The sequence below is a fragment of the Sandaracinaceae bacterium genome, assembly GCA_016706685.1.
In the GTDB taxonomy this organism is placed as follows: domain Bacteria; phylum Myxococcota_A; class Polyangia; order Polyangiales; family Houyiibacteriaceae; genus JADJJE01.
Map to the genome: position 1 here is coordinate 22,277 of JADJJE010000016.1, position 22,008 is coordinate 44,284.

The 22,008-nt window shown below is 69.9% G+C and carries 20 protein-coding genes and 1 pseudogene; 10 read left to right on the top strand and 11 right to left on the bottom strand.

Annotated elements, in window-relative coordinates:
• The 3 genes from IPI43_20190 to hemL all read right to left on the bottom strand — a co-directional run bounded on the left by IPI43_20190 (position 1) and on the right by hemL (position 2,729).
• Positions 1 to 1,026 (bottom strand): MoxR family ATPase, encoded by a 1,026-nt coding sequence (locus IPI43_20190; GenBank protein MBK7776424.1) that lies wholly within the window; start codon positions 1,024 to 1,026, stop codon positions 1 to 3.
• 108 nt (positions 1,027 to 1,134) lie between these two features.
• Positions 1,135 to 1,410, bottom strand: a complete 276-nt coding sequence (locus IPI43_20195; GenBank protein MBK7776425.1) for a hypothetical protein — start codon at positions 1,408 to 1,410, stop codon at positions 1,135 to 1,137.
• A gap of 14 nt (positions 1,411 to 1,424) precedes the next feature.
• Entirely contained in the window at positions 1,425 to 2,729 is a 1,305-nt protein-coding gene (hemL, locus tag IPI43_20200; GenBank protein ID MBK7776426.1) for a glutamate-1-semialdehyde 2,1-aminomutase, read from the bottom strand.
• Between the two features lie 190 nt (positions 2,730 to 2,919).
• Between hemL and IPI43_20205 the strand changes: the two are divergent.
• The 5 genes and pseudogenes from IPI43_20205 (at position 2,920) to IPI43_20225 (ending at position 5,683) form a co-directional block, all read left to right on the top strand.
• Positions 2,920 to 3,123, top strand: a pseudogene (locus tag IPI43_20205) (AtpZ/AtpI family protein).
• A 164-nt stretch (positions 3,124 to 3,287) separates the two neighbouring features.
• On the top strand, positions 3,288 to 3,686 hold the full coding sequence (locus tag IPI43_20210; protein MBK7776427.1) for an ATP synthase subunit I: 399 nt from the start codon (positions 3,288 to 3,290) through the stop codon (positions 3,684 to 3,686).
• A 3-nt stretch (positions 3,687 to 3,689) separates the two neighbouring features.
• The gene (atpB, locus tag IPI43_20215; protein ID MBK7776428.1) at positions 3,690 to 4,448 is read left to right on the top strand and encodes a F0F1 ATP synthase subunit A; all 759 of its coding nucleotides are present in this window, start codon (positions 3,690 to 3,692) and stop codon (positions 4,446 to 4,448) included.
• A 62-nt stretch (positions 4,449 to 4,510) separates the two neighbouring features.
• Positions 4,511 to 4,825, top strand: coding sequence for an ATP synthase F0 subunit C (gene atpE, locus IPI43_20220; GenBank protein MBK7776429.1), 315 nt, complete (start codon positions 4,511 to 4,513; stop codon positions 4,823 to 4,825).
• 180 nt (positions 4,826 to 5,005) lie between these two features.
• Complete coding sequence (locus tag IPI43_20225) at positions 5,006 to 5,683, top strand: cytochrome c maturation protein CcmE (GenBank protein ID MBK7776430.1); 678 nt, start codon at positions 5,006 to 5,008, stop codon at positions 5,681 to 5,683.
• A 3-nt stretch (positions 5,684 to 5,686) separates the two neighbouring features.
• On the opposite strand, the gene IPI43_20230 is transcribed toward IPI43_20225, so the two are convergent.
• The 3 genes from IPI43_20230 to IPI43_20240 form a co-directional block, all read right to left on the bottom strand.
• Entirely contained in the window at positions 5,687 to 5,857 is a 171-nt protein-coding gene (locus IPI43_20230) for a hypothetical protein (protein ID MBK7776431.1), read from the bottom strand.
• 42 nt (positions 5,858 to 5,899) lie between these two features.
• Complete coding sequence (locus IPI43_20235; GenBank protein MBK7776432.1) at positions 5,900 to 6,175, bottom strand: hypothetical protein; 276 nt, start codon at positions 6,173 to 6,175, stop codon at positions 5,900 to 5,902.
• 94 nt (positions 6,176 to 6,269) lie between these two features.
• Positions 6,270 to 7,532, bottom strand: coding sequence for a histidine--tRNA ligase (locus tag IPI43_20240; GenBank protein ID MBK7776433.1), 1,263 nt, complete (start codon positions 7,530 to 7,532; stop codon positions 6,270 to 6,272).
• 104 nt (positions 7,533 to 7,636) lie between these two features.
• On the opposite strand from IPI43_20240, the gene IPI43_20245 reads away from it, so the two are divergent.
• Positions 7,637 to 8,551 carry a hypothetical protein gene (locus IPI43_20245; protein MBK7776434.1) on the top strand — a complete coding sequence of 305 codons (915 nt, stop codon included), beginning with the start codon at positions 7,637 to 7,639 and terminating at the stop codon, positions 8,549 to 8,551.
• Here the strand turns inward: IPI43_20245 and IPI43_20250 are convergent.
• On the bottom strand, positions 8,548 to 9,108 hold the full coding sequence (locus IPI43_20250; GenBank protein MBK7776435.1) for a hypothetical protein: 561 nt from the start codon (positions 9,106 to 9,108) through the stop codon (positions 8,548 to 8,550). The two genes, IPI43_20245 and IPI43_20250, sit on opposite strands and share 4 nt — an antisense overlap.
• 76 nt (positions 9,109 to 9,184) lie before the next feature.
• On the opposite strand from IPI43_20250, the gene IPI43_20255 reads away from it, so the two are divergent.
• The gene (locus IPI43_20255) at positions 9,185 to 9,904 is read left to right on the top strand and encodes a glycosyltransferase (GenBank protein MBK7776436.1); all 720 of its coding nucleotides are present in this window, start codon (positions 9,185 to 9,187) and stop codon (positions 9,902 to 9,904) included.
• 30 nt (positions 9,905 to 9,934) lie between these two features.
• On the top strand, positions 9,935 to 10,912 hold the full coding sequence (locus tag IPI43_20260; GenBank protein MBK7776437.1) for a polysaccharide deacetylase family protein: 978 nt from the start codon (positions 9,935 to 9,937) through the stop codon (positions 10,910 to 10,912).
• Between the two features lie 14 nt (positions 10,913 to 10,926).
• Here IPI43_20260 and IPI43_20265 read toward each other — a convergent pair whose 3' ends face one another.
• Entirely contained in the window at positions 10,927 to 11,625 is a 699-nt protein-coding gene (locus IPI43_20265; GenBank protein ID MBK7776438.1) for a hypothetical protein, read from the bottom strand.
• Positions 11,626 to 11,698: 73 nt separating this feature from the next.
• Between IPI43_20265 and IPI43_20270 the strand changes: the two genes are divergently transcribed.
• Complete coding sequence (locus IPI43_20270) at positions 11,699 to 13,192, top strand: hypothetical protein (GenBank protein MBK7776439.1); 1,494 nt, start codon at positions 11,699 to 11,701, stop codon at positions 13,190 to 13,192.
• The gene (locus IPI43_20275) at positions 13,189 to 14,667 is read left to right on the top strand and encodes a hypothetical protein (GenBank protein ID MBK7776440.1); all 1,479 of its coding nucleotides are present in this window, start codon (positions 13,189 to 13,191) and stop codon (positions 14,665 to 14,667) included. Before IPI43_20270 ends, IPI43_20275 begins: the two co-directional genes overlap by 4 nt.
• An 18-nt stretch (positions 14,668 to 14,685) precedes the next feature.
• On the opposite strand, the gene IPI43_20280 is transcribed toward IPI43_20275, so the two are convergent.
• The 3 genes from IPI43_20280 to IPI43_20290 all read right to left on the bottom strand — a co-directional run bounded on the left by IPI43_20280 (position 14,686) and on the right by IPI43_20290 (position 21,889).
• Complete coding sequence (locus IPI43_20280) at positions 14,686 to 17,700, bottom strand: TonB-dependent receptor (GenBank protein ID MBK7776441.1); 3,015 nt, start codon at positions 17,698 to 17,700, stop codon at positions 14,686 to 14,688.
• A 2-nt stretch (positions 17,701 to 17,702) separates the two neighbouring features.
• Complete coding sequence (locus tag IPI43_20285) at positions 17,703 to 19,406, bottom strand: serine/threonine protein kinase (GenBank protein ID MBK7776442.1); 1,704 nt, start codon at positions 19,404 to 19,406, stop codon at positions 17,703 to 17,705.
• 188 nt (positions 19,407 to 19,594) lie between these two features.
• On the bottom strand, positions 19,595 to 21,889 hold the full coding sequence (locus IPI43_20290; protein ID MBK7776443.1) for a sulfatase: 2,295 nt from the start codon (positions 21,887 to 21,889) through the stop codon (positions 19,595 to 19,597).
• Between the last annotated feature and the right edge of the window lie 119 nt (positions 21,890 to 22,008).

Genomic DNA, 22,008 nt, shown 5'->3' on the forward strand with positions numbered 1-22,008 from the left:
TCAAGGGACCTCCACCGCCTCGAAGATCCGGCGCACGATGTCGTCGCTCGTGATCTCCTCGGCTTCGGCCTCGTAGGTGCGGATGATGCGGTGACGCAGCACGTCGGGCCCGATGGCCTTGATGTCCTCGGGGGTGACGTAGCCGCGGTGGTTCACGAACGCGTGCGCGCGCGCCGCTATGTTGAGCCAGATGCTGGCGCGCGGGCTGCCACCGTGGGCGATCATGTCGCGCAGGTCCTTGAGGCCGGCCGCCGCGGGGTTACGCGTCGCGCCCACCACCGCGATGATGTAGTCCTTGATCTTGTCGTCCATGTAGACGTGGCCGATGCAGCGGCGCGCTTCGATGAGCTGCTCGGTGGATGCGACCCGCTGGACCTCCATGGCATTGGGTCGCCCGTCCCCCACCTTCGGCCCCTCGAGGGTGTAGTGCGCGATGCGCTCCATGATGACCCGCTCCTGCTCGGCCGTGGGGTAGCCCACGCGCACGTGCATCATGAAGCGGTCCACCTGCGCCTCGGCGAGCGGATAGGTGCCCTCCTGCTCCACCGGGTTCTGCGTGGCCATGACCATGAACGGCTCGGGCAGCTTGTAGGTGGTGTCACCGATGGTGACCTGCTTCTCCTGCATGGCCTCGAGCAGCGCGCTCTGCACCTTGGCGGGCGCGCGGTTGATCTCGTCGGCCAGCACCAGGTTCGCGAAGATGGGGCCCTTCTTCGCCGTGAACTCGCCGCTCTTCTGGTTGTAGAGCACGGTGCCCACCACGTCCGCCGGCAGCAGGTCGGGCGTGAACTGGATGCGCGAGAACTCGGCCGCGACGGTCTTGCAGATGGTGTTGACGGTGAGCGTCTTGGCGAGGCCCGGCACACCCTCGAGCAGCACGTGGCCGCCGGTGAGCAAGCCGATGAGCACGCGCTGGACCATCTCCTCCTGCCCCACGATGACCTTCTTGACCTCGTGGAGGAGCGCGTCGGTGAAGGCGCTCTCGCGCTGGACCATGTCGTTGATGGCGCGGACGTCGATACTCATGGAATCACCCTAAGAAGACGAGGAGAGAGCAAGCCGGAAGGCGGGGCGCGGTACTAGCACGCTCCCGACGGCCCCTTCAACCGCCCCGAACGGTGGAATATTCGCGGTTCAGGCGGGAGCGTGCGTCGCCGACACCTCGGCCAGCTGCCCGGCGAACAGCGCGAGCTCGCCATAGGTCCCGCCACCGCCAGCGCCGAAGCGCGGCACCGCGAAGAGTGGGGCTTCACCGGTGCGCTCTGCCACGGCTTCACGCAGCTTTCCGTAGAGCGCCACCACCTGCGGCGGCGCTTCGAGCGCCGGAGATTCGCTGGCGATGATGAGGAGATCGTCCGCGAGGCGTTCGCAGCGGCGGGCAAGCGGGGTGACGTCGTGCTCGGGGGCCATCGGGAGAGGCTACCTCATTCCGCGTCGCTGTGGGCACGCGCAGCGGCGAAGGCGATCTGGGCCGCGGCGAGGGTGGCGCTCAGCGTCTCGTCGTCATGCGCGGCCGACACGAACGCCGCCTCGAACTGGCTCGGGGGCCAGTAGATCCCGTTCGCCAAGAGCGCCGCGTGCCACACGGCGAAGGTGCCCCGGCTGCAGCGCGCCGCGCTCGGCCAGTCCCGCACCGGCGCGTCGGTGAAGAAGACGGTCAGCATGGACCCGACGCGCTGGACCACCACCGCCACCCCAGCCAGAGCGGCCGCGCTGGCCAACCCGTCGGCGAGGGCGGCGCTCGAGGCCTCGAGGCCTTCATAGAAACCGGGCCGGCGCAGCAAGCCGAGCGTGGTGAGCCCCGCAGCGACCGCCAGCGGGTTTCCGCTCAGGGTGCCTGCCTGATACACGGGCCCGAGGGGAGCGATCTTGGACATGATTTCGCGACGCCCGCCATAGGCACCGACAGGCAGGCCACCGCCCACGATCTTTCCGAGGCAGGTCAGGTCGGGGATGATCCCATAGAGCGCCTGCGCACCGCCACGGGCCACGCGGAAGCCTGTCATGACCTCGTCGAAGATGAGCAGCGCTCCGTACTGATAGGTGACCTCGCGCAGGGCTTTCAGCCAAGCCGGATCGGGCGGCACGCAGCCCATGTTGCCAGCCACGGGCTCGATGATGACCGCCGCGATCTGGGCTCCCTCGGCGGCGAACAGCGCCTGCAAGCCCGCGACATCGTTGTACTCCACGAGGCGCGTGGTGGCGGCGATGGCCGCCGGCACACCGCCGCTGTCCGGCTCCCCGAGCGTGGCCAGGCCGCTGCCGGCCTTCACCAAGAGGTAGTCGGCGCCGCCGTGGTAGGCGCCCACGCACTTCACGATCAGGTCGCGCCCGGTGAACCCTCGAGCCACCCGCAGCGCGCCCATGGTGGCTTCGGTGCCGCTCGACACCAGGCGGCTCATCTCCATGGACGGGAAGGCATCCGCGATCGCCTCGGCCATGTCCGTTTCGCCCGCCGTAGGGGCGCCGTAGCTGCAGCCCAGGGTGGCCGCCTCTTGGATGGCCCGCACCACGTCCGGCTGCGCATGGCCGAGGATCATGGGCCCCCAGGACCCGACGTAGTCGATGTAGGCGCTGCCGTCCGCGCCGTAGAGATGGGGCCCCTTGGCCCGCTGGATGAAGACGGGCTCGCCCCCCACGGAACCGAAGGCCCGCACGGGCGAGTTCACGCCGCCGGGGATGCGGAGCTGCGCGGCAGCGAAGAGGGCCTTGGAGTTCGCGTCGGTCATGGGTCGCAGCGTGGGCCCCGTGCCGCGACCCGGTCAACCCCGAAGTCCCCACGAATCAGGCGACTTGCGCCATTGCGTCTGCCCGCCGGCCATCCTTGACCCTACCTAGGGTGCGTGCTAGATGCCGGCCGCGTTTGCACGGGGTCCCGTGCCAGCGTGGCTTTGAAAGGAACGGTGCGACGTGCCCTCGATGTTTCTTGGTCCAGAAGGCCGGAAGCAGCTGAAGGCCCTCGGTGAGGTCTCCACCATCGGAATCGAGATGGCGGTGTCGGTCATCGTGGGCGTGATGGGGGGCAAGTGGTTGGATGAGAAGTTCGGGACCAACTCGGTCTTCGAGCTGCTCGGACTCTTCGCAGGTCTTGCCGCCGCCTTCAGAAGCCTCTACAGGGTCGCTCGCAAGGTGAAACAGCAGCTCGGGACCACCGAGCCGGGCACCGACCCCCTCCCCCCCTCCGCTCCCCCACAGCCGCCGCGGCCTCCCATGAGATCGAAGCCCGCTGTCGGGCCGGCCCCAGCCCCGGCCACCCACTTCGCGAAGAAGAAGCCCCCGAAGAACCCATGAACTCCCTGCTCCGCACGACCACCAAGACCACGCTCGGCTTCGCAGCCGTGCTGGTGGTGCTGTCGTTCGCGGCCATCGGCGTTCCCACGGGCATCGGGGCCCTGGTGGGGTCCGCCGTCGCCGTCGCCAACTGGTTCCTCCTGCGCATCAGCCTCAGCAAGCTGGTGGACGCCCGGGTGGAACAGCGGGCCGGCATCACCCTCTTGCTCTGTTTGAAGCTCGGGCTGACCGGGGTGGTCGCGTTCATCGCGATCCGCCGCCTCCACGTCGACCCGCTCGGCTTCATGATCGGCTTCGGTGCCCTGGTCTTGGGCATCCTGACCGCCTCCATCTTGTTCAGCGCCGAGACGGCGTCCGCGCAGCCCGCGGCCGACGCACCCGGCGAGGAGATCTGAGCGATGCCTCACGGTGAATCGTGGTTCAGCTTGCTTCCCGGGTACGCCCACTGGCTGAGTGATGCTCAGGCCAGCCACGGCCCCACGTGGATTGCCCACGGCGACGTCTCCATCCAGCACATCCTGCACTGGATCTTCCTCATCATCCTGCTGGCTGTGGTGGGGCTGTTGGTCCGCGCCAAGGTGGCCGACACGCAGGCCGCCATCCTCCCCGACGGTCAGTTCTCGCTGCGCACCCTGATCGAGGGCTTCGCCGGCAAGGTCTACGGCACGCTCGTGGACATGTTGGGCAAGAAGGCCGCCAAGTTCTTCCTGCCGCTCATCGGCACCTGCGCGTTCATGATCTTCTTCTCGAACGTGTTCGGCCTGGTGCCCGGCTTCCAGCCGCCCACCTCCAACCTGAACACCACCATGGCCATGGCCCTGGTGATCTTCTTCGCCACGCACATCTTCGGCGTGAAGGAGAACGGGCTCGGGTACTTCAAGCACTTCCTCGGGCCCTTCCTGCCGCTGGCGCCGCTGATGCTCCCCATCGAGCTCATCAGCCACGTCGCGCGCCCGATCACCCTCGCCGTCCGCCTCATGGCGAACATGACGGCCGACCACCTCGTGCTCGGCATCTTCCTGACGCTCGGGCACTGGCTCATCCCGATCCCGCTCCCCCTCTACTTCCTCGGCTGCATCGTCGTGGTGGTTCAGACCATGGTCTTCTGCTTGTTGTCCACGGTCTACATCTCCATGGCCATCGCGCACGACCACTGATTTCTCTCTCCCAACCCCAACACACAGATTCTGCTTTCAAAGAAAGCTTAGGAGGCACTCCCATGAAGAAGACCGCACTTCGACTCGTTTCCCTGCTCACCCCCCTCTTCGTCACGGCGACGGCGTTCGCGCAGGACGCAGCTGGCGGCGCTGACAACTCCGCGCTCGCGTACGCCGCGGGTGCCTCCATCGGCATCGCGGCCTTCGGTGGCGCGCTCGGCCAGGGCAAGGCCGCTGCGGCCGCGCTCGAGGGCATCGCGCGTAACCCCAACGCCTCCGACAAGCTCTTCACGCCGATGATCCTCGGCCTGGCGCTCATCGAGTCGCTGGTCATCTACGCGCTCGTCATCGCGTACATGCTCCAGGACAAGATCTGAAGCCTGCCGGGTGGGCCTTCGGGTCCCCGCGGAAAAGCACGGAAGCGCCGGTCCCTTTGGGCCGGCGTTTTTCGTTGTGAGGCGGTGGATTCCGATCTCCATCGTGGTCGTTGTCCTGGTCGTTGACGGCGACGGCGACGGCGACGAACTGCGGCCGCAACAGGGGTGCCACGTCCGCCCGTGTGCGACGTCCTTTGGTTCGTCGCCGTCGCCGTCGCCGTCGCCGACAACGCCCACGACGACGACAACGACAACGTGGACACCCCGTCGTGGCAGCCGTCGCGGAACGAGGCTGGCATCGTGTGCCGGGCGACCCCATACTCCGGGGAGATGAGCGGCCACGACCAGAGCGACCTCGAGAGCGCCCCCGAGCCCACCAGCCCTGCGCCCGTGCCTCCGTCGGCGGGCTCGTCCCCCCAGGCGGCCAGCAAGCCGCGCGGCCTCGGCTCCGGCGCCAAGATCATCGCCGTGTTCGGCCTGCTGGGGGCCGCCATGCTGGTGCTGGCGTTCAGCCAGGCCTCCGAGGTGGCCACGTATTCGGTCACCGTGAGCGAGGCGCTGGCCGGCGCGCAGGGCGACCGCCGCATCCGCGTGGAGGGCGACCTGCGCCACGGCTCCATCCAGTTCCGCGAGTCTCCGTGCGAGTGGCGCTTCACCATCGAGCGCGACGGGCACGAGATGCCGGTGGAGTTCCCACGCTGCGTGGTGCCCGACACCTTCCGCGACGACTACGACATCCAGGTGGTGGTCGAGGGCCGCGTGGACGAGCGCGGCACGTTCCTGGCGGACCAGATCATCCCGCGCTGCCCGTCCAAGTACGAAGAGCAGGCCACGCAGCTGAGCGCCGCGGGGGGCTGAGGCTCAGACCGTCTGGCTCTTCTCGCGCGCTAGGGCGAGCTGCTCGCCGCGCATGGCGCCGAACGAGCGCACCAGGTCCTCGGCGTTGGCGCCGGGCACGCCGAGCTGCGGGACCATCCAGGCAGCGGCCTCGGCGGTGGTCGCAAAGACCTTGTGGGGCAGCGGGTTCCTCACCACCAAGAGGAGCCCCGCCAGGGCCGAGCGGGAGGCAGCCAGTCAGAAGCCGTCCCCCTCCAGCACCGTGGCCATGCCAATCTGATGACGCGCCGTGCGAGTCAGGGACTCCGAGGACAACCGCCGCATGTCGGCGTCGGGCACTCGGCTGTTGCTGTCGACCACCGAGATCGTCGCGTAGCGGGGATACTTCTCGAGCAGCTTGTAGGACACGCGCTCGCCGTCGATGAGGTTCGTCGTCAGCGCCGTGGACGAGAAGCTCAAGAGCATCACGTTGTGCCAGCTGGCGATCCACTGGTTCTGTGCGCGGGTGTGCACCAAGAGGGTCATACGTCGGCGGACGATGCCAGACCGAGGAGGGTTCCGTCGATGCTCCTCCTCCGCAGGGAGGTATCTCGCTCATCGCCGCGCGTCAGCCGCGCAGCGCCGCTTGAATGGCCGCCGCCACCTCGCCGACCGGGAGTTCCACCTGCGTGGACGCGCGCAGGTCCTTCACCTGCACCGTGCCAGCGGCCACCTCGCTCTCGCCCAGCACCAGCGCGAAGCGGGACCCAAGCGAGTCGGAGCGGCGCATCTGGCTCTTGAGCGACTGGCCGCGCAGGTCGTTCTCCACCCGCAGGCCCGCTGCGCGCAGCTGCTTGCCCAGCAAGAGCGCTGCCGTGCGCTGCTCCGGGCGCAGCGCCACGATGAACGCGTCCGGTGCCTGCGCCGAGGGCTTCTCGGGCATGGCCAGCAGCAGGCGCTCGATGCCGATGCCGAGGCCGAGGGCCGGCACGTCCGGGCCGCCCATGCTCTTGACCATGCCGTCGTAGCGGCCGCCGCCCAGCAGCGTGTTCTGGGCGCCGAGATCGCCGCCGAGGCCCTTCACCTCGAAGATGGTGCGCGTGTAGTAGTCGAGGCCGCGCACCACCGACGGGTCCACGCGGTAAGGCGTGCCCAGCGCGTCGAGCGCACCCTTGAGCCCGGCGAAGTGTTCCTGGTCGGCCTCGTCCAGGTAGTCCAGCAGCGACGGGGCCCCCGCCGCGATGGCCGCGCAGGTGGGCACCTTGCAGTCCAGCACGCGCAGCGGGTTCTTCTCCATGCGGCGCTGGCAGTCCGCGCACAGCTCCGTGCGCTTGGGCTCGAGGAACGTGAGCAGCGCCTCGCGGAACGCAGCGCGGCTGTTGGCCCCGCCGAGCGAGTTCACCAGCACCTCCACCTCCACGATGCCGAGCGCGGCCAGGAAGCTGACCGCCATGTCGATCATCTCGGCGTCCACGAACGGGCCCGGGTCGCCGTAGACCTCCATACCCATCTGGTGGAACTGACGCAGGCGCCCCTTGGCGGGCCGCTCGCGGCGGTACATGGGCCCGATGTAGAACCACTTCGTGATGGGGCTCTGGGCGTGCACCGAGTGCTGCACGAACGCCCGCACGGCCGACGCGGTGCCCTCGGGGCGCAGGGAGAGCAGCTTCTCGCCCTGGTCCTCGAAGGTGTACATCTCCTTCTCGACGATGTCGGTGGTGTCGCCGATGGAGCGCACGAACAGCGCGTTGGGCTCCACGATGGGCGTGCGCACCTCGCCATAGCCGTGCGCGGTGGCGATGGCGCGGAACGTCTCCTCGAGGTGCCGCCACGCGGTGACCTCATCGGGGAGGATGTCGTTCATGCCTTTGACCGAGCGCAGCGTACTCATGGTGGCGACCTCATAGCGCAACCCTCGGGCGGGCGCGAACGACGGCAAGCCCGCCTGGACACAACAATCCCTACATGTGGGCTGCGCGCGTGCTACTCGTAGAGATGACGTCCTCCCCCCGCTTCCGCGTGTGGCTTCGCCGCCTCGGATGGGTGGTGCTGGTTCTGACCCTGCTGCTGTCCGTCCTCCTGCTCGGGATCGCGGTGTCCATGCAGACCGTGTGGGGTCGCGACAAGATCCGACAGCTGCTCACGGAGCAAGTCAGCCAGGCCATCGACGGGAGCATGCGCGTCGAGGAGCTGGTGGAGCTGAGCTTCAGCCACGCGCGGGTGCGGGGGCTGACCTTCGCCGACCCGCGCGGGGTCTCCGTGGTGACCGTGGAGGAGGCGCGCGTGCACTTGGTGTTGGCGTCTCTCCTCGACGGCACGGTGCACTTCGACCACGCGACCGCCAAGGGCGTCACGCTGCTCGTGACACGGGGTGTGGAGAACTCCACGTCGCTGGCGGACGCCTTCGCGGCGACCGGCAGCACGGAGCGAGACCGAGCGGCGGGCAAGGGGGTTCGCTTTCGAATGGACCGCGTGCTGGTGGAGGACGCCGCCGTGACGGTGCGGATGGGGAGCCCGCTCGGCCTGCACGTGTCCACGGCCGGGGTGAGCATCGATCACGATCCGGCCCGGCGCCGCCGGGGTGAGCGGGCGACCAACGTCATGCTGGACTCCGTGTATGCGAACCTCCACATGGATGGCCGGGAGGCCATCAGCGGCACGGATATCCGTGCCGCGGGCTCCATCTTCGACCTGCGTGGGCGCGCCTGCCACCGCCGGGGCCTGATCGCGGTACGGATCCTGTTCGGGCAGGGAGGCGGCCCGCAGCTGGTGTACTCCACGCGCTCGCGGCTCATTCGCACCGCCATGCGCATCGCCAGCCGGCGCACGAGCATGAGCATGCGCTACGGAGGGGTGAACCTGCACGGGGTGCCGCGCTGCGGACCCCCGCCGTCAGCCACGGCAGGTTAGAGGCCTAGATCGCGGGCCAGCGAGACCTCGGCCGCGCTGTCCAGCGGGGGCTGCAGCTTGCTGGCCTCGGCCGCGTCGAGCGCACCGTCCAGCAAGCTGCGCAGCGTGTACATCTGCTCGGCGCCCAGGCCCTGCCCGATGAACGCGGCGCCGTACTCGAAGCCCATCAGCGCGAGCGCGGCCGGGCAGCCCAGCGCCGCCCAGGGGGCGTGACCGAGCGACCACTGCACGTAGCCGTAGACCAGTGAGAGCAGCGCCACCATGGTGAGCACCCCATAGCCGGCCATGAAGCCCGTCCACACGTTGGGGTGCGGCGCAAAGCGCCCCAGCAGCCTGGGCTCGCCGCCGTCCGTGGTGCCGAAGTGAACGTGCAGGCACGGCGAGTAGAAGCGCCGCCGCTCCCGCGTGAGCCAGAGCACGGCGGTGCGCCGGAACACCAGGCCCCCGATGCCGCGTCGGTCCCCATCCATGACGCACCGCAGCGCCGAGAGGACCTCGTCGGGGGCGGGGCTGAGAGGCAGCTCGAACGTGGGCCGCATGCGGGGCGGGCGGGACATCTCGGTGAATAGTACCCGAACGGGCCGGCGAAGAGGTTGACCCACGCGCGAGGGTGCGGAAGAGTGCCGGGCGCCCATGACGACCGCTCCGACCCCTCGCGTCTCCATCATCATCCCGGTCTACAACGAAGAGGCCATCCTGCAGACCGCGGTGGTGGACCTGATCGACCGCCTGCGTGAGTTCGACTGGACCTACGAGCTGTGCCTCGCCGAGAACGGCAGCACCGACCGCACCGTGGCCGTGGGCGAAGAGCTGGCCAAGCGCTTCCCCCAAGTGAGCATCGCCAGCGTGGGGGCCCCCAACTACGGCCTCGCCCTGCGGCGCGGCATCCTCGCGGCGCGCGGCGAGTTCGTGATCTGCGACGAGATCGACCTGTGCGACACGGACTTCTACCGGCGCGCGCTCGAGGCCCTCGAGACGGGCCAGGCGGACTTCGTGGTGGGCAGCAAGGTCATGGCCGGCGCCAGCGACGAGCGTCCGCTGTTCCGCCGGCTGGGCACCGTGGTCATCAACGGCATGCTGCGCGTGGCGCTGGGCTTCCGCGGCACGGACACGCACGGCCTCAAGGCGTTTCGCCGGGCGTCCGTGGTGGACGTCGCCAACGCCTGCTTGGTGGACAAGGACCTCTTCGCCAGCGAGCTGGTCATCCGCGCGGAGCGGGGCGGCGTGCGCATGCTGGAGATCCCGGTGCGCGTGCTCGAGAAGCGCCCGCCCAGCATCGGGCTGTCGCGTCGTGTGCCCAACGTGCTCAAGAACCTGGCGCGCCTGTTCATCGCCATCCGCATCCGGGGCTGACCGCATGCAGGCACGCGGGGACGCGCCATGATGGGCTTCGGGAAGCCGCGCGGCGGGGTGGCTGCCGTGAGCGTGGACCTCGACGAGGTGCCTTGCTACGCGGCCATCCACGGCCTGCTGGGCAGCGCTGACCCAGACGCGCGCGCGCGGCTCGAGGCATCGCAGCGCGCCATCTACACGCGCGCCCTGCCCCGCCTGGTGCGCCTGTTCGAGGAGGAGGGGCTGCGCGCCACGTTCTTCGTCATCGGGCGGGACGTGGCCACGGGGGACAACGCTCAGCGGTTGCGTGGGCTGGTGGAGGCGGGCCACGAGCTGGGCAACCACACGTTCCAGCACCTCTACGACTTCTCGCGTGGGGCGCCGGCCGAGGTGGAGGCCGACATCGCCGACGCGCACGCCGCCATCACACAGGCCACGGGCTTTGCACCACACGGCTTTCGGGCCCCGGGCTACACGCTGAGCGACCTGGTGGTGGAGAAGCTGGTGAAGCTGGGCTACCGCTACGACTCGAGCGTGTTCCCCTGCCCGGCCTACTACAGCGCCAAGGCCCTGGCCATGGGCGCCATGCGCGTGCGCGGGCGGCAGAGCCGCAGCGTGCTGGACGACCCGCGCGTGCTGCTGGCGTCGGCCGACCCGTACCGCGTGGCGCGTCCGTATCGCCGCCGGGGGCACGGGCTCTTGGAGCTGCCCATCGGGGTGACCAGCCGCCTGAGCGGGCAGCTGCCGTACATCGGGACCAGCCTGGTGCTGGGCGGGCCCACGGTGGCCCGAGCGCTCTCGCGCGCCATGCTGGGCCGGCCGCTCATCAACCTGGAGCTGCACGGCATCGACCTCGCCGACGCCGAGGCCGACGGGCTCGAGTGGCTGCTGCCGCACCAGCCGGACCTGCGCGCGCCGCTGGCGCAGAAAGAGGCCGCGCTGCGGGCGGCCATCCGAGAGGTGCGAGCCATGGGCTACCCGTGGGTGCGCCTCGACGACGCCGCCGACCAGTTCGCCGCGCGCACCTGAGGCCGCAGGCGCGTTCACATGCCGGGCGGGCGCTCTTCGTCGCGCATGCCGGGCGGGGGAAGCGCCTGCGTCCCGGTGTCCACGTCGGTGTGCTCGGACTCCGGGGCGAGGTGCTCGACGGGCTCATCCCGCGGATAGGCGGCGCCGCGGACGGGCGGCGGCGGCGGGGCCGCTGGACCCTCCACGTAGGTGCCGGCGGGGAAGTCCACGATCACGAAGTGATAGCCGTTGGCCCCCGCCTGCTGGCTCACCGTGGGGGTCACGTCGGCGCGCAGATCGAACACGAAGGCCAGGTCCCGCGAGCGACGCTCGATGCGGGCGCGCGTGACGGGCGTGTTGAAGAAGCGCGTCTCGAGCGGACGGCGCGTGTTGCGCACGTGCGTGCTGGTGCCACGCACCAAGAGCTCGAAGCGCCCCTCGGTGCGCACCAGCTCGGTCTGGGGCGGGTGGCTCACCTGCAGAAAGAAGCGCGAGCCGCCATCGGCCCGCATCTGGAACCCGGGCCACGTGATGAGGGTGCCTGCCTGCGAGCGCTGCACGGCGCCATGACGGGGGGGGTTGTGTTGGTTCTCCGGGGCCACGCCGGCGTACTCGCCCGTGGTGCGGGTGTCCCGCACCTCGATCCGAGGCTGGGCGAGGACGGGGGTCGCCAAGACGGCCAACGCACCCAGAACCAGTGACCAATCGTGCTTCACCCCATCAGGGTAGCGCATGCCTGCACCCTCCCGGCAAGTTCGCGACGAAGCGGGCAGGTTGCGCCCAGGATTGGCGCTATGCTGCGGCACCGTGTCTCCCATCACGCTGCGCGTCGCGCTGGCGGCGGTCTTCGCGTACGCCTCCATCTATCACGGGCTGCTGTATCGCGGCCGGGCGCGAGAGCAGGAGCACCTCTGGTTCGCCATCGTGTCCACCGGCTTCGGGGTGCTGGCGCTGTCGAACGCGATGATCCTGGGGGCTGACACACGCACCCTGGCGATGCTCGCCACCCAGATTGGGGGCGCCGCCGCCATCGTCATCATGGGCGGCTTCTACGAGTACAGCAGCGTGGTGCTGGGGCTCGACCCACGGCAGATGCGGCCGCGCCTGGCCTGGTACGTGGCCGGGCTGGTGCTGGTGGCCTTCGGCGCGTTCGTGTCGGCCACGCCGCTGCCGCGCCTCGTGGACCTCGCGGGTCCGCCAGCCCCCTACCCCCGCGTGTACATCACCGTGCCCGGCCAGCTGTACTTCACCCTCACGCTGGCCCTCGCGCTGCACGGCGTCACGCGGCTCGTGCGCGCGGCACGTACTCACCCCGAGCTGGTGCGCGTGGTGGTGGCCTGGTGCGCGACGTGGCTGGTCGCGTCCCACGACATGGCCACCCGGCTGATGGGCGTGCGCTCGTTCATGCTGACCGAGCTGCTGGGCGTGGCCACCATCGGCGCCATGACGGCGGCCGTGCTCGACCGCTTCGCGAGCGCAGAGAGCACGCTGCAGCACCGCACCGAGGAGCTGCACCGCAGCCACAGCGAGCTCCAGGGCATCCAGGAGCAGCTCGTGCAGCGTCAGCAGCTGGCCGCCGTGGGTGAGCTCTCGGCGGTCATCGCCCACGAGGTGCGCAACCCCATCGCCGTCATCAAGAACGCGGTGTCCGGGCTGCGGCGCGAGCGCACCCGCGACGAAGACCGGCTCACGCTGCTGGGCATCCTCGACGAAGAGACCGACCGCCTCAACCGGCTCATGCACGACCTGCTGGCCTACGCGCGGCCGGTGGTGCCGCAGTCCGAGCCCGTGGACCTCGTCGCGCTGCTGGAGCGGGCCGTAGAGCGCGCCTGCGCCGCGGTCGACGCCGACACGCGCTTCGACGTGACCATGGACGTGCACCCACAGGCCGCCACGGTGCAGGGCGACCCCAAGCTGCTGTTGCAGGCGCTCGCCAGCCTGGTGGAGAACGCGGCCCAGGCCATGCCCGACGGCGGCACCCTGCGGCTCGAGACACGCACGGCCACGCTGCGTGGTCAGTCTGCGGTGGAGGTGCACGTGGTGGACTCGGGCCATGGCATGGACACCGAGGTGGCTGTCCGCGCGAAGGAGCCCTTCTTCACCACGCGTCCGCGCGGCACAGGGCTGGGCCTCGCCATCGTGGAGCGCGTGGCGGCCAACCATGGAGGGCAGCTGCGCATCCAGAGCGAGGTGGGCAACGGCACGCGGGTGACGCTGGTGCTGCCGGCCGAGCGCGTGAGCGCCATTCCACTCCCACCGGGCGAGGGGCGCCGCAGCAGCCCGGGGGAGGCGCCCGCGTGAACCTCTACGCCTCACTCCCGCTGGGCTGGGCCGCCGTCCACGCTTTCATCGCGGCGTCCTACTTCTATTTGCTGATGCGAAGGCGCGGTGGGGACGAGTATCTCGGGTTCGCGCTGCTCAGCTCTTTCCTCGCCCTCTACGCGCTGGGCTGCCATCTGCTGGCGGCCGCGACGGACGAGGCCGAGCTGGGGGTCGCTTTGAACATGCGCCTCTACGCCATCGGTGGGGCCACCTCCGGGTTCGTGGCCTTCGCCCACCAGCTCATGGGTCGGCCGCGCGACCGCGTCGTCACGTTCGCGTGGGTGAGCTGTGTCGCTGGCATGGTGCTCACGCTGGGCGGCGTGTTCGTGGACCCCGCCGACAACGTGCCGTTCCGAGCCACGTGGGTGGCGGTCCCTCCAGGCATGGCGGTGGCAGCCTCGCCGCTGATCGTGCTCTGGGCGGCCACCACCGGCGCGTGCGGCCTGATCACCACGGCGCGCGCGCTCACCCGCCCGCCCGATGGCGCGGACCTGCGGTTGCTGGCGGTCGCGGGCTTCACCACGGTGCCGGCGTTCTTCCACGACGTGGCCATCAGCACGCTGCGCATTCGCAGCTTCACCCTCCTCGAGCACGCCTCGGCGTTCGGGACCGTGCTGGTCAGCTGGATGCTGCTGAAGCGCTTCCTGCACACCGGCGACGAGCTGGCCGCGCGTACCGGCGAGCTCAAGCGCACGTACGAAGAGCGTCAGCAGATTCAGGAGGAGCTGGTTCACCAAGAGCAGCTGGCCGCGGTGGGCGAGCTCTCCGCCATCATCGCCCACGAGGTGCGCAACCCGCTCGCCGTGCTCAAGAACGCGGTGGCGACGCTGCGAAGGACCAACCATCCGCCCGAGGTGCGGGCCACGCTGCTGAACATCCTGAACGACGAGTCGGACCGACTGAACCGGCTGGTGGGGGACCTGCTCGCCTACGCGCGGCCAGTGTCCGTGCAGGCGCAGGTCATCTCGCTGCGGTCACTGATCGAAGAGTCCCTCGACCGTGTGAGGCGCGCCACGCCGCGCAGCGAGCAGGTGCAGCTGGAGCTGGCCCTCGAGGCGCTCCCCGAGACGCTGGAGGGCGACCGCGACCTGCTCGAGCGCGTCTTCATCAATGTGTTCGAGAACGCGCTCCAGGCCATGCCGGGCGGCGGCTCGCTGGTGGTCTCGGGCGCCACCGAGAAGCTGGGCGACATCGCCGCCGTACGGGTGCGGGTGCGGGACTCCGGTGAGGGCATGGACACGCTCGTCCGCTCTCGTGCGAACGAGCCCTTCTTCACCACCAAGGCCTCGGGGACCGGCCTCGGCCTGGCCATCGTGAGCCGCATCGTGGGAGCGCACGGCGGCGCCATCGAGTACCTGAGCCGGCGCGGAGAGCTGGGCACCACCGTGAGCATCGTGCTGCCGCTGCGGCCCCCGGAGCGCGCGGCCCCCAGCGACGACACGGCGGGGACGTGAGTCCGGAGCCGTGCCCGCTCAGAGATCGAGGCCCAGCGACAGCATGAAACGACGCCCACGCTGGGGCATGGTGGTCGAGGCAAAGGGCGACACCGGCACCTGGTAGTCCCAGTCGAAGAGGTTGTAGACGCCCAGAGCGTATCGGATGCCGAGGTCATCCACGCTGCCGGAGACCACCACGTCGGCCAGCACGGCCCAGCCGGTGGTGTCGTTGGTCTCGAGGTCGATGCGGCGCGGAGCTTCCACGCTGAGCCGCAGCGCGCCGCGCAACAGCCGGTCGAGGATGGGAAAGATGGCGCGAGCGGAGGCGAAGAGGTACGGCGCGTTGGGGACGTCGCGGTTGGCGGTCGCGCCCTCCGACTCGGGCGGCTCCATGAAGCGCGCGGAGAGCACCCCGGCCTGCGCCGAGAACATCCAGCCGTCGCGCAGCTCACGCCGCACCTCAACGTCGCCCCCCACATTGAGCTGATCGGCGCCGCTGTTCGCGAAGTAGGTGAGCCCGAGCATCTCCGGATCGTTCGCGGCTGGTACCAGCAGGGTGTCGATGAAGTCCTGCGCGAACTGCGCGTGGCCGGAGAGCAGCAGCGACCACTCCTCGTCGAAGCGGTGCGTGTACTCGAGCTCGCCCGACCAGAGCGTCTCGGGGCGCAGCGGCTGTCCGCAGCAGGTGCTGGCCAGGGAGGTGCGCCCGCCGTCCTGGAAGATCTGTTCGTAGGTGCTGGGCGCACGGAAGGCACGCCCACCCAGGAGCTTCAGGGTGTCCTGCTCGCTGGGGCGCAAGATGATGGCGAGCCGAGGGTTGAACGACACGAAACTCTCGGAGGGCTCGGGCAGCAGCCAACCGTCCACGCGGCCACCGAGCGACACGCGCAGTGCGCGCACGGGCTCCCAGTCCGCCAAGAGGTAGCCCGCGACCGTGGTGAACTCGCGACGCTCGTCGAGGACCGTGTTGCGCGACCCGTCCAGGTTGTCGTCGGTGACCAGCATGGAGACCAACGGGTGGTGGATGGCCTCCGCGCCCGCCGTGAGGCGCAGCGAGGGCACCACCTGCGCCACCAGGCGCGCTTCTCCGCCGAGCCACACGCCGTGGTAGGTCTCTGCGTACGGCTGGTCGAACTCCGTCATGCTGGCCTCGTCCTCGCCGGCGTACAGGTAGTCGAGGTTGAAGTAGGTGTAGTTCACGTGGACGCGCGTGCGGAGCTCCACGTTCTCCGACAGGCGCGGCTCGAAGCGGACTTCCAGAAGGCCGCGGTGATCGTCGTAGTTGTTCTCGGGGCGGTTGAAGAGCGTGTCGAACGAGCCCGTGGGGATGGAGATGGTGCGCGCCGTGTAGAAGGCCTGCACGACCAGCGGACCCACCCACGCGCGCACCGATCCGGTCACGGCCTCGAAGCGCTCGATGCCCTCGGCGCGGTTGCGCTCGGTCTCGCCGTCGCCGTCCAGGTCGAACACCAAGAGCTCGTCGCGGCCCCCGGAGCGCGCCACCGCGACGGATCCCCGAACGCCGGCGCTCTCGCTCAGCCGTACGTTGAAGGCACCCCGCGCGCGGCCCACGTTGCCATCGGCGAGCGACAGCTCGAAGCGGGCGGAGGTGTCGAGCTCGTGCGTGAGCGGCACCATGTTGACCACACCCGAGACGGCGCCGGTTCCGTAGAGCACCGAGCCCGCGCCGCGCACGATCTCGATGCGCTCCACGTCGCCGAGGTCCACGCGGCCGTCGTAGCCGATGAACGCCTGCTGGAGGATGTTCTCGTTCATCGTGGCGCCGTCGCTCAGGATCAGCAGGCGGTTGTTGTAGTCGTTCGGCTGTCCCAGCCCGCGCACGGCCGCATTGGAGTAGATGCTGTCCGACGTGAGCGCGAAGCCGCGCTGACCGCGCAGCGCCTCGGCCAGCGTGGGGTAGCGGAAGGCTTCGATCTCCGCCGCCGAGATGACGGACACGGAGGCCGGCGCGTCCTCGATGCTCTCCACCTCGCGGGAGGCCGCGCTCACCTCGCGCAGCGTGCGCATGCGGACACTGGTGAGCTCCACCTGCCGGTCGGTGGTCACCACCACCACGGCTTCTTCGGGCTCGTAGCCGCGCGCGCTCACCCGCACCGTGCGCTCGCCCACGGCGATGCCCGAGGCCACCACGGGGGTGAAGCCCACGGTCACGCCATCGATCTGCACCAGGGCACCTTCGACGTCGGAGCGGACCACGACGGATCCGGTCTCGGCCGTTAGCGAGACATCGGTGCGCGTGGTGGCTCCTTCGTTGATGGTGACGGCCCGCACCAGCGGCTCGTAGCCGGCCGCCGCCACGTGGATGACGTGCTGCCCAGGGGGAACGGGCAGCGAGCAGGGCAACGTGCAGAGGGCCGCGCCCTCTTCGCCATCCAGGCGCAGCTCGGCGCCCGGGGCGCCGGCGACCGACAGCGTCCCCACGATGCGCGTGAGGTCCAGGCGCACGCTGACGCGCTGGCCCACGGTGACGCGCACGGGCTCGCTGGTCGCATCATGGTGACCAGCCAGGCGCGCGAGGATGCGGTACGTCCCGGCCGGAAGGGCGATGGTGCGGGGCGCGGCGCCCACCGAGCCGAGATCGATGCGGTCCACGAACACCGTGGCGCCCGAAGGTGTGGAGTCCACGTCGATGAGCGCCACACGGGCGCCCAGCTCCGTGAGCGACGCCTCGATGCGCGTGCGCGCCTCCGCGTCGGTCTCGGCCGCGAGCGCCGAGGCGTAGTAGCGGTACGCCTCCGGGAACATCTCGAGCCGCTGGTAGGCCCGCGCGATGTTGAACACCACGTTGTGGTTGGGCACCAGCCGATTGGACGCGAGGTAGTGCTCGAGCGCGGCGCTGAAGTCGCCGGCCCGGTAGGCCTCGTTGCCCAGCCGGAAGTGGAGATCGGCCTCGTCGGCCGTGCCATCGGCGCTGGCCCGCAGTGGTTCCAAGGCTTGGATGAGCAGCGCCGCGGTCAGCACCATCGTGAGCAGGGCGAACACGGCCGCGCCGCGCACCGAGGCGCAGCGTGAGTGGCTTCTGGATGACATCTCTACCTCGAGTCTCGAAGGTCGTTGTCCGCGGGGCGCCGGGGCGGCGGATCGTTGGCGGGAGAGGCGTTGGCACCCCCCATGGTCGATGCGTGGCGACGCGCGCGGCTCAGCTCCACCCGCGCCGGGGGCGCTTGCGTGGTGAAGGTGAGGCGCTCGGACTCGTAGCCCGGAGCCGCGACCACCAGCGTGTGCAGCCGTCCATCGAGCACCAGCGCGTGGTCGAGCGACCCCTGCCCCACGGTGACCCCGTCCAGCTCGAGGGTGGCGTCCGAGGGGAACGCGACGACCACGATGCGCGTCAGGCTGGGGCTCACGACGGCGCCTGGGCTCCCGGGCTGGACCGGCGGCAGCTGGGCGCCCGCGGTGGCAGCACCCGCGCCGGGCGGTACTGCCTGCACTCCGGTGGCGGCCAGCACGGCACCGCGCGGGGGCGCGGAAGGACCGTTCTCGGGTGAGCGCGCAAAGAGGGCCCAGCCACCCACACCCAGCGCCACCGCGAGCACGAGCCCCAGCAAAACCAGCCGCGACGCACGCGAGTTCTGCTGCTCGGGAGGGAGAAACGTGACGCCCTCCGTGGGTGGGGCGAGCGAACCGAGCGGGTTCCGGTTCACCACGGTGGGTGTCGGCGTGCCTGCGGGTGAGGGCGCTGGCGGGTAGTCCGTGACGGCCGCGGCATCCACCACGCGCCGGCGCTTCGTGGACTGATACGTAAAGTCCCCCGTGATCTCCGAAGCCGCCGGGCGCTCTTCCCCGGGCCGCCACTCGCCGGAGTCCTGGTTGGCCAGCACCCGGTAGTCGCGGGCCGCGCGTGGTGTGGCGAAAGGAAGCAAGTAGCTGGTGAGCTCCGCCAGGTCCGCGTACCGGTCGCTCGGGTTCGGGGAGAGCGCACGCAGCAGGATGGTGTCCAGCGACGCGGGCAGATCCAGGACGTACGCCGAGGGAGGCGTCTGCACGCCGCGCGACACCTCGTGCAGGAGCGCCACCACGTTCTCACTGCTGAAGGGCAGCTCCCCCGTGATGCACTCGTAGACCACCAGCGCGAAGGTGTACTGGTCGGCACGCGCGTCCACGGCGGCGGTGCCGAGGGCCTGCTCGGGCGCCATGTAGTGCGGGGTGCCCAGCACCGACGAGATGGCCGTGTTGCTGGGGATGCCCGCCGTGGTCAGCTTCGAGACGCCGAAGTCCAGCAGCTTGGGCACGGCCTTTCCGTTCGCCGTGCGCGCGATGAAGATGTTGTCCGGCTTGAGGTCGCGGTGCACCACACCCCGCCGGTGCGCTTCGGAGAGCGCCGCCGCGATGGGGAGCAGGATGTCCAGCGAGCGAGGGACGCTCAGGCGCTTGCTGCCTTCGATCACCTCGGTGAGCGTCTCGCCCACCAGCAGCTCCATGACCAGGTAGGGGATGCCCCCGTCCTCCCCCACGTCGGTCACGTCCACCACGTGAGGGTGCTGGATGCGCGACGCGGCCTCGCCCTCTCGCAGGAAGCGGGCCCGCAGGTCGTCGTTCCCCGCGACCTCCGGCAGGAGCACCTTGATGGCCACGGTCTTCTTCAGCCCCCGGTGCACCGCCTCGTACACCTCGGCCATGCCGCCGGAACCGATCCGGCGCACCAGCTCATAGCGACCGAGGCTGGTGCCACTGCGCGCGCCCAGGTTGCGGGAGAGGCGATCGGAAGCGCGATCCGCGTCGGTAAGGTTGGTCATGGGTCAGCCTGTCGTCACCTGGGACATTAGTGTCCCTAATTGGGTACAGGGAATATACGGAAAACCGACCGGGGCGCAAGGATATGTGGACCGCAGTGCCACTTTTTCTCCTGCGCGGTCGGAATTGAAGAACCCCATACGCTCTACAGCGGATGGGGTTGCTCCGTCGTGATGTGACCCTCGTGGGGTTAGTTGGCGTATCCCAAGGCTCGCAGCTGACCCTGGATCTCGTCGTCCATGACCGCGTCGCTGGCCTCTAGCTGGGTGCCACGCCCCTGTTGGGAGCCCGTCCAGTTCCCACGGTCCGTCGAGCCCAGGAACTGCGAGAGCATCACCCGGCAGAAGCGCTGTGCCACCGGGCTGGCCCCGGCCGGCAGCTGCTGCCGCTCCCGCGGGTCCTGCTGCAGGTCGAACAGCGTGGAGGTCAGGTTGCCGCGCACGATGAACTTCCAGCGGCTGGTGGTGATGACCCGGCGCTCGTCCTGGAAGTCGCTGAAGGCCACGCGCGGCCCGGGCGCGTTCACGCCCAGCATCATGTTCGCGAGGCTGTACCCCTCCTGCGTGCCCATGGCGGGCACCCCGAGGAATTCGGTGACGGTGGCCGGGATGTTCAGCGTGCTGACCGCGTGCGGGATGCGCACGTTCGCGGGGATGCGGCCCGGGAGGCGGAACATGAGGGGCACGTGCAGGAGCTCCTGGTACACCGAGTGGCCATGACCATAGGACCCGTGGTCGTTGAACTCCTCGCCGTGGTCGGAGACCACCACCACCAGCGTGTCCTCGGTGAGCCCCAGCTCCTCCAGCTTCGCCAGGAAGCGCCCGAAGAAGTGGTCGTGCTGCGTGATCTCGCCGTCGTGCAGGGCGTCGAGGCGGCGTCGGTCGCTCTCGTCGAAGACCACCGTGGGCGGGTTGCGCTTGGCCCCCACCAGGAGGTCCGGCGTCATGCGCGGCTGCACCTGCCCAGCGTAGTCCGTGCGCGCGTCGTAGCGACGCAGGTACTCGGCGGGCGGGTCGTACGGCACGTGCGGATCGATGGTCTGGATGTAGGTGAAGAACCGCTCGCCGCGGTTGGCCTCGATCCAGGTGGCGGCCTCGGCGAAGACGTTCTCGGCCTCGGTGCTCTTCCCCTCGCGAATGTAGTTGGTGTAGTGGTCCCAGCCCTGGTTGAAGCCGAAGCGGTCCGACACGTAGCCGTTGGCGATGAAGCTGGCGGTGCGGAACCCCTGCTCCTTGAGGTGCTCGCTCAGCAGCACCGCGCTCGGCGGCAGCGACGACGACTCGGTCTTCTGCCGGTGGGTCATGGGGTAGAGGCCCGTCAGCACGGACGCCACGGAGGGCTTCGTCCAGTTCTCCGGAGACTGCGCCAGCTCGAACACGGCGCCGGCCTGGGCGAGCGCATCGATGGTGGGCGCCTCCACACGGCTGCGGGGGTTGAACGGGCGCAGCTTGTCGGCGCGCAGCGTGTCGATCAACAGCACCACCACGTTGCGGGCGGGCTCGATGGTGGGGCGGTCGACGTGCGGCACCAGGATGCGCGGCACGCTCCAGGCCACTCGGCCTGCACCCGCGCTCTCCGACGCCAGCTCGAGGCGCACCACCTGCCCCGCGAACGCGGCGAGGTCCACCACCTGGTCGTTCCACTCGCCGTTGGCGCTGCCCGCGAAGACCTCTTGGCGCGTGCCGGCGTCGCCGGTGACGTAGACCTTCACGGCGGCGTCGCCCTGCCCGTCCAAGCCCACGCCAAAGCCCAGCTTGCCGTTCGCGGGGACCTGCACGTGGTAGCGCAGGTTCATGGGCCGCCGCGCGACCACCGCCTGCCGCTCCGTGCCGTCGAGCGACACGGTGGCCACCAGCGACTCGAACGCCGGCGCGTCGAACTCGCCGGCGGGGAACGTACCGTGCACGAGGCGCACCGACTCGATGGCCGCCGACACCTCTTGGCCGCCCACCTGGGTGCTGCCGCCGAAGACGAACTGGAGGTTGTTCTCACCGACCGTCAGCTTGGCGCCCGGCAGCGTGACGTCGTAGTCGCCGAACTCGCCCTGGCGCACGGTCAGGGACTGGATGGCCTCGCCGTTCAGGTACGGCGTCATGCGCTCGGTGCCGTGCGCGCGCAGGCGCAGGCGCAGGGTGTGGTCACCAGCCTGGTCGACGGGGAAGTAGAAGCGTGAGCGCGTCCCCACCAGCGTGAAGGTGACGTCGCCCTCGGACGAGCGCGCGCCCCACCCCGAGCGCCAGTCACCCACGCTGTACTTGGCCTGTGCCGGGGTGCCGAAGTCCACGTAGAGCCCGTGGTGGTACACGTCTGCCAGGTGCACCAGCTCGATCAGGTCGAGCTGCGTGTCGAGGTCTTCGAAGGCCTCCGAGACAGGGGCCTCTGCGCCTTCCGCGCCCTCTTCGCCTCCGCCGCAGTTGCAGCCGACGGCGCCGAGCGCGAGGGTCATGAGACCGAGGGCGATGAGTGTGGTGGTCCGCTTTGCCATTCGCTGGGGTTCTCCTTGTCGCCGTGGCGGCCGCTGAACGAACGTATCGTCTGCTCAGATGAGCGGCTGTGCGCGCGTGCAGCGAGAGCTGCGGCCTAGCACGCGTTCACGGAGGGGGT

What these genes read in the sequence shown, in the direction of transcription:
- IPI43_20190 (MBK7776424.1), bottom strand. Translation starts at nt 1,026, where the DNA reads ATGAGTATCGACGTCCGCGCCATCAACGACATGGTCCAGCGCGAGAGC.
- IPI43_20195 (MBK7776425.1), bottom strand. Translation starts at nt 1,410, where the DNA reads ATGGCCCCCGAGCACGACGTCACCCCGCTTGCCCGCCGCTGCGAACGC.
- hemL (MBK7776426.1), bottom strand. Translation starts at nt 2,729, where the DNA reads ATGACCGACGCGAACTCCAAGGCCCTCTTCGCTGCCGCGCAGCTCCGC.
- IPI43_20210 (MBK7776427.1), top strand. Translation starts at nt 3,288, where the DNA reads ATGAACTCCCTGCTCCGCACGACCACCAAGACCACGCTCGGCTTCGCA.
- atpB (MBK7776428.1), top strand. Translation starts at nt 3,690, where the DNA reads ATGCCTCACGGTGAATCGTGGTTCAGCTTGCTTCCCGGGTACGCCCAC.
- atpE (MBK7776429.1), top strand. Translation starts at nt 4,511, where the DNA reads ATGAAGAAGACCGCACTTCGACTCGTTTCCCTGCTCACCCCCCTCTTC.
- IPI43_20240 (MBK7776433.1), bottom strand. Translation starts at nt 7,532, where the DNA reads ATGAGTACGCTGCGCTCGGTCAAAGGCATGAACGACATCCTCCCCGAT.
- IPI43_20245 (MBK7776434.1), top strand. Translation starts at nt 7,637, where the DNA reads ATGACGTCCTCCCCCCGCTTCCGCGTGTGGCTTCGCCGCCTCGGATGG.
- IPI43_20250 (MBK7776435.1), bottom strand. Translation starts at nt 9,108, where the DNA reads ATGTCCCGCCCGCCCCGCATGCGGCCCACGTTCGAGCTGCCTCTCAGC.
- IPI43_20255 (MBK7776436.1), top strand. Translation starts at nt 9,185, where the DNA reads ATGACGACCGCTCCGACCCCTCGCGTCTCCATCATCATCCCGGTCTAC.
- IPI43_20260 (MBK7776437.1), top strand. Translation starts at nt 9,935, where the DNA reads ATGGGCTTCGGGAAGCCGCGCGGCGGGGTGGCTGCCGTGAGCGTGGAC.
- IPI43_20265 (MBK7776438.1), bottom strand. Translation starts at nt 11,625, where the DNA reads ATGCGCTACCCTGATGGGGTGAAGCACGATTGGTCACTGGTTCTGGGT.
- IPI43_20280 (MBK7776441.1), bottom strand. Translation starts at nt 17,700, where the DNA reads ATGTCATCCAGAAGCCACTCACGCTGCGCCTCGGTGCGCGGCGCGGCC.
- IPI43_20285 (MBK7776442.1), bottom strand. Translation starts at nt 19,406, where the DNA reads ATGACCAACCTTACCGACGCGGATCGCGCTTCCGATCGCCTCTCCCGC.
- IPI43_20290 (MBK7776443.1), bottom strand. Translation starts at nt 21,889, where the DNA reads ATGGCAAAGCGGACCACCACACTCATCGCCCTCGGTCTCATGACCCTC.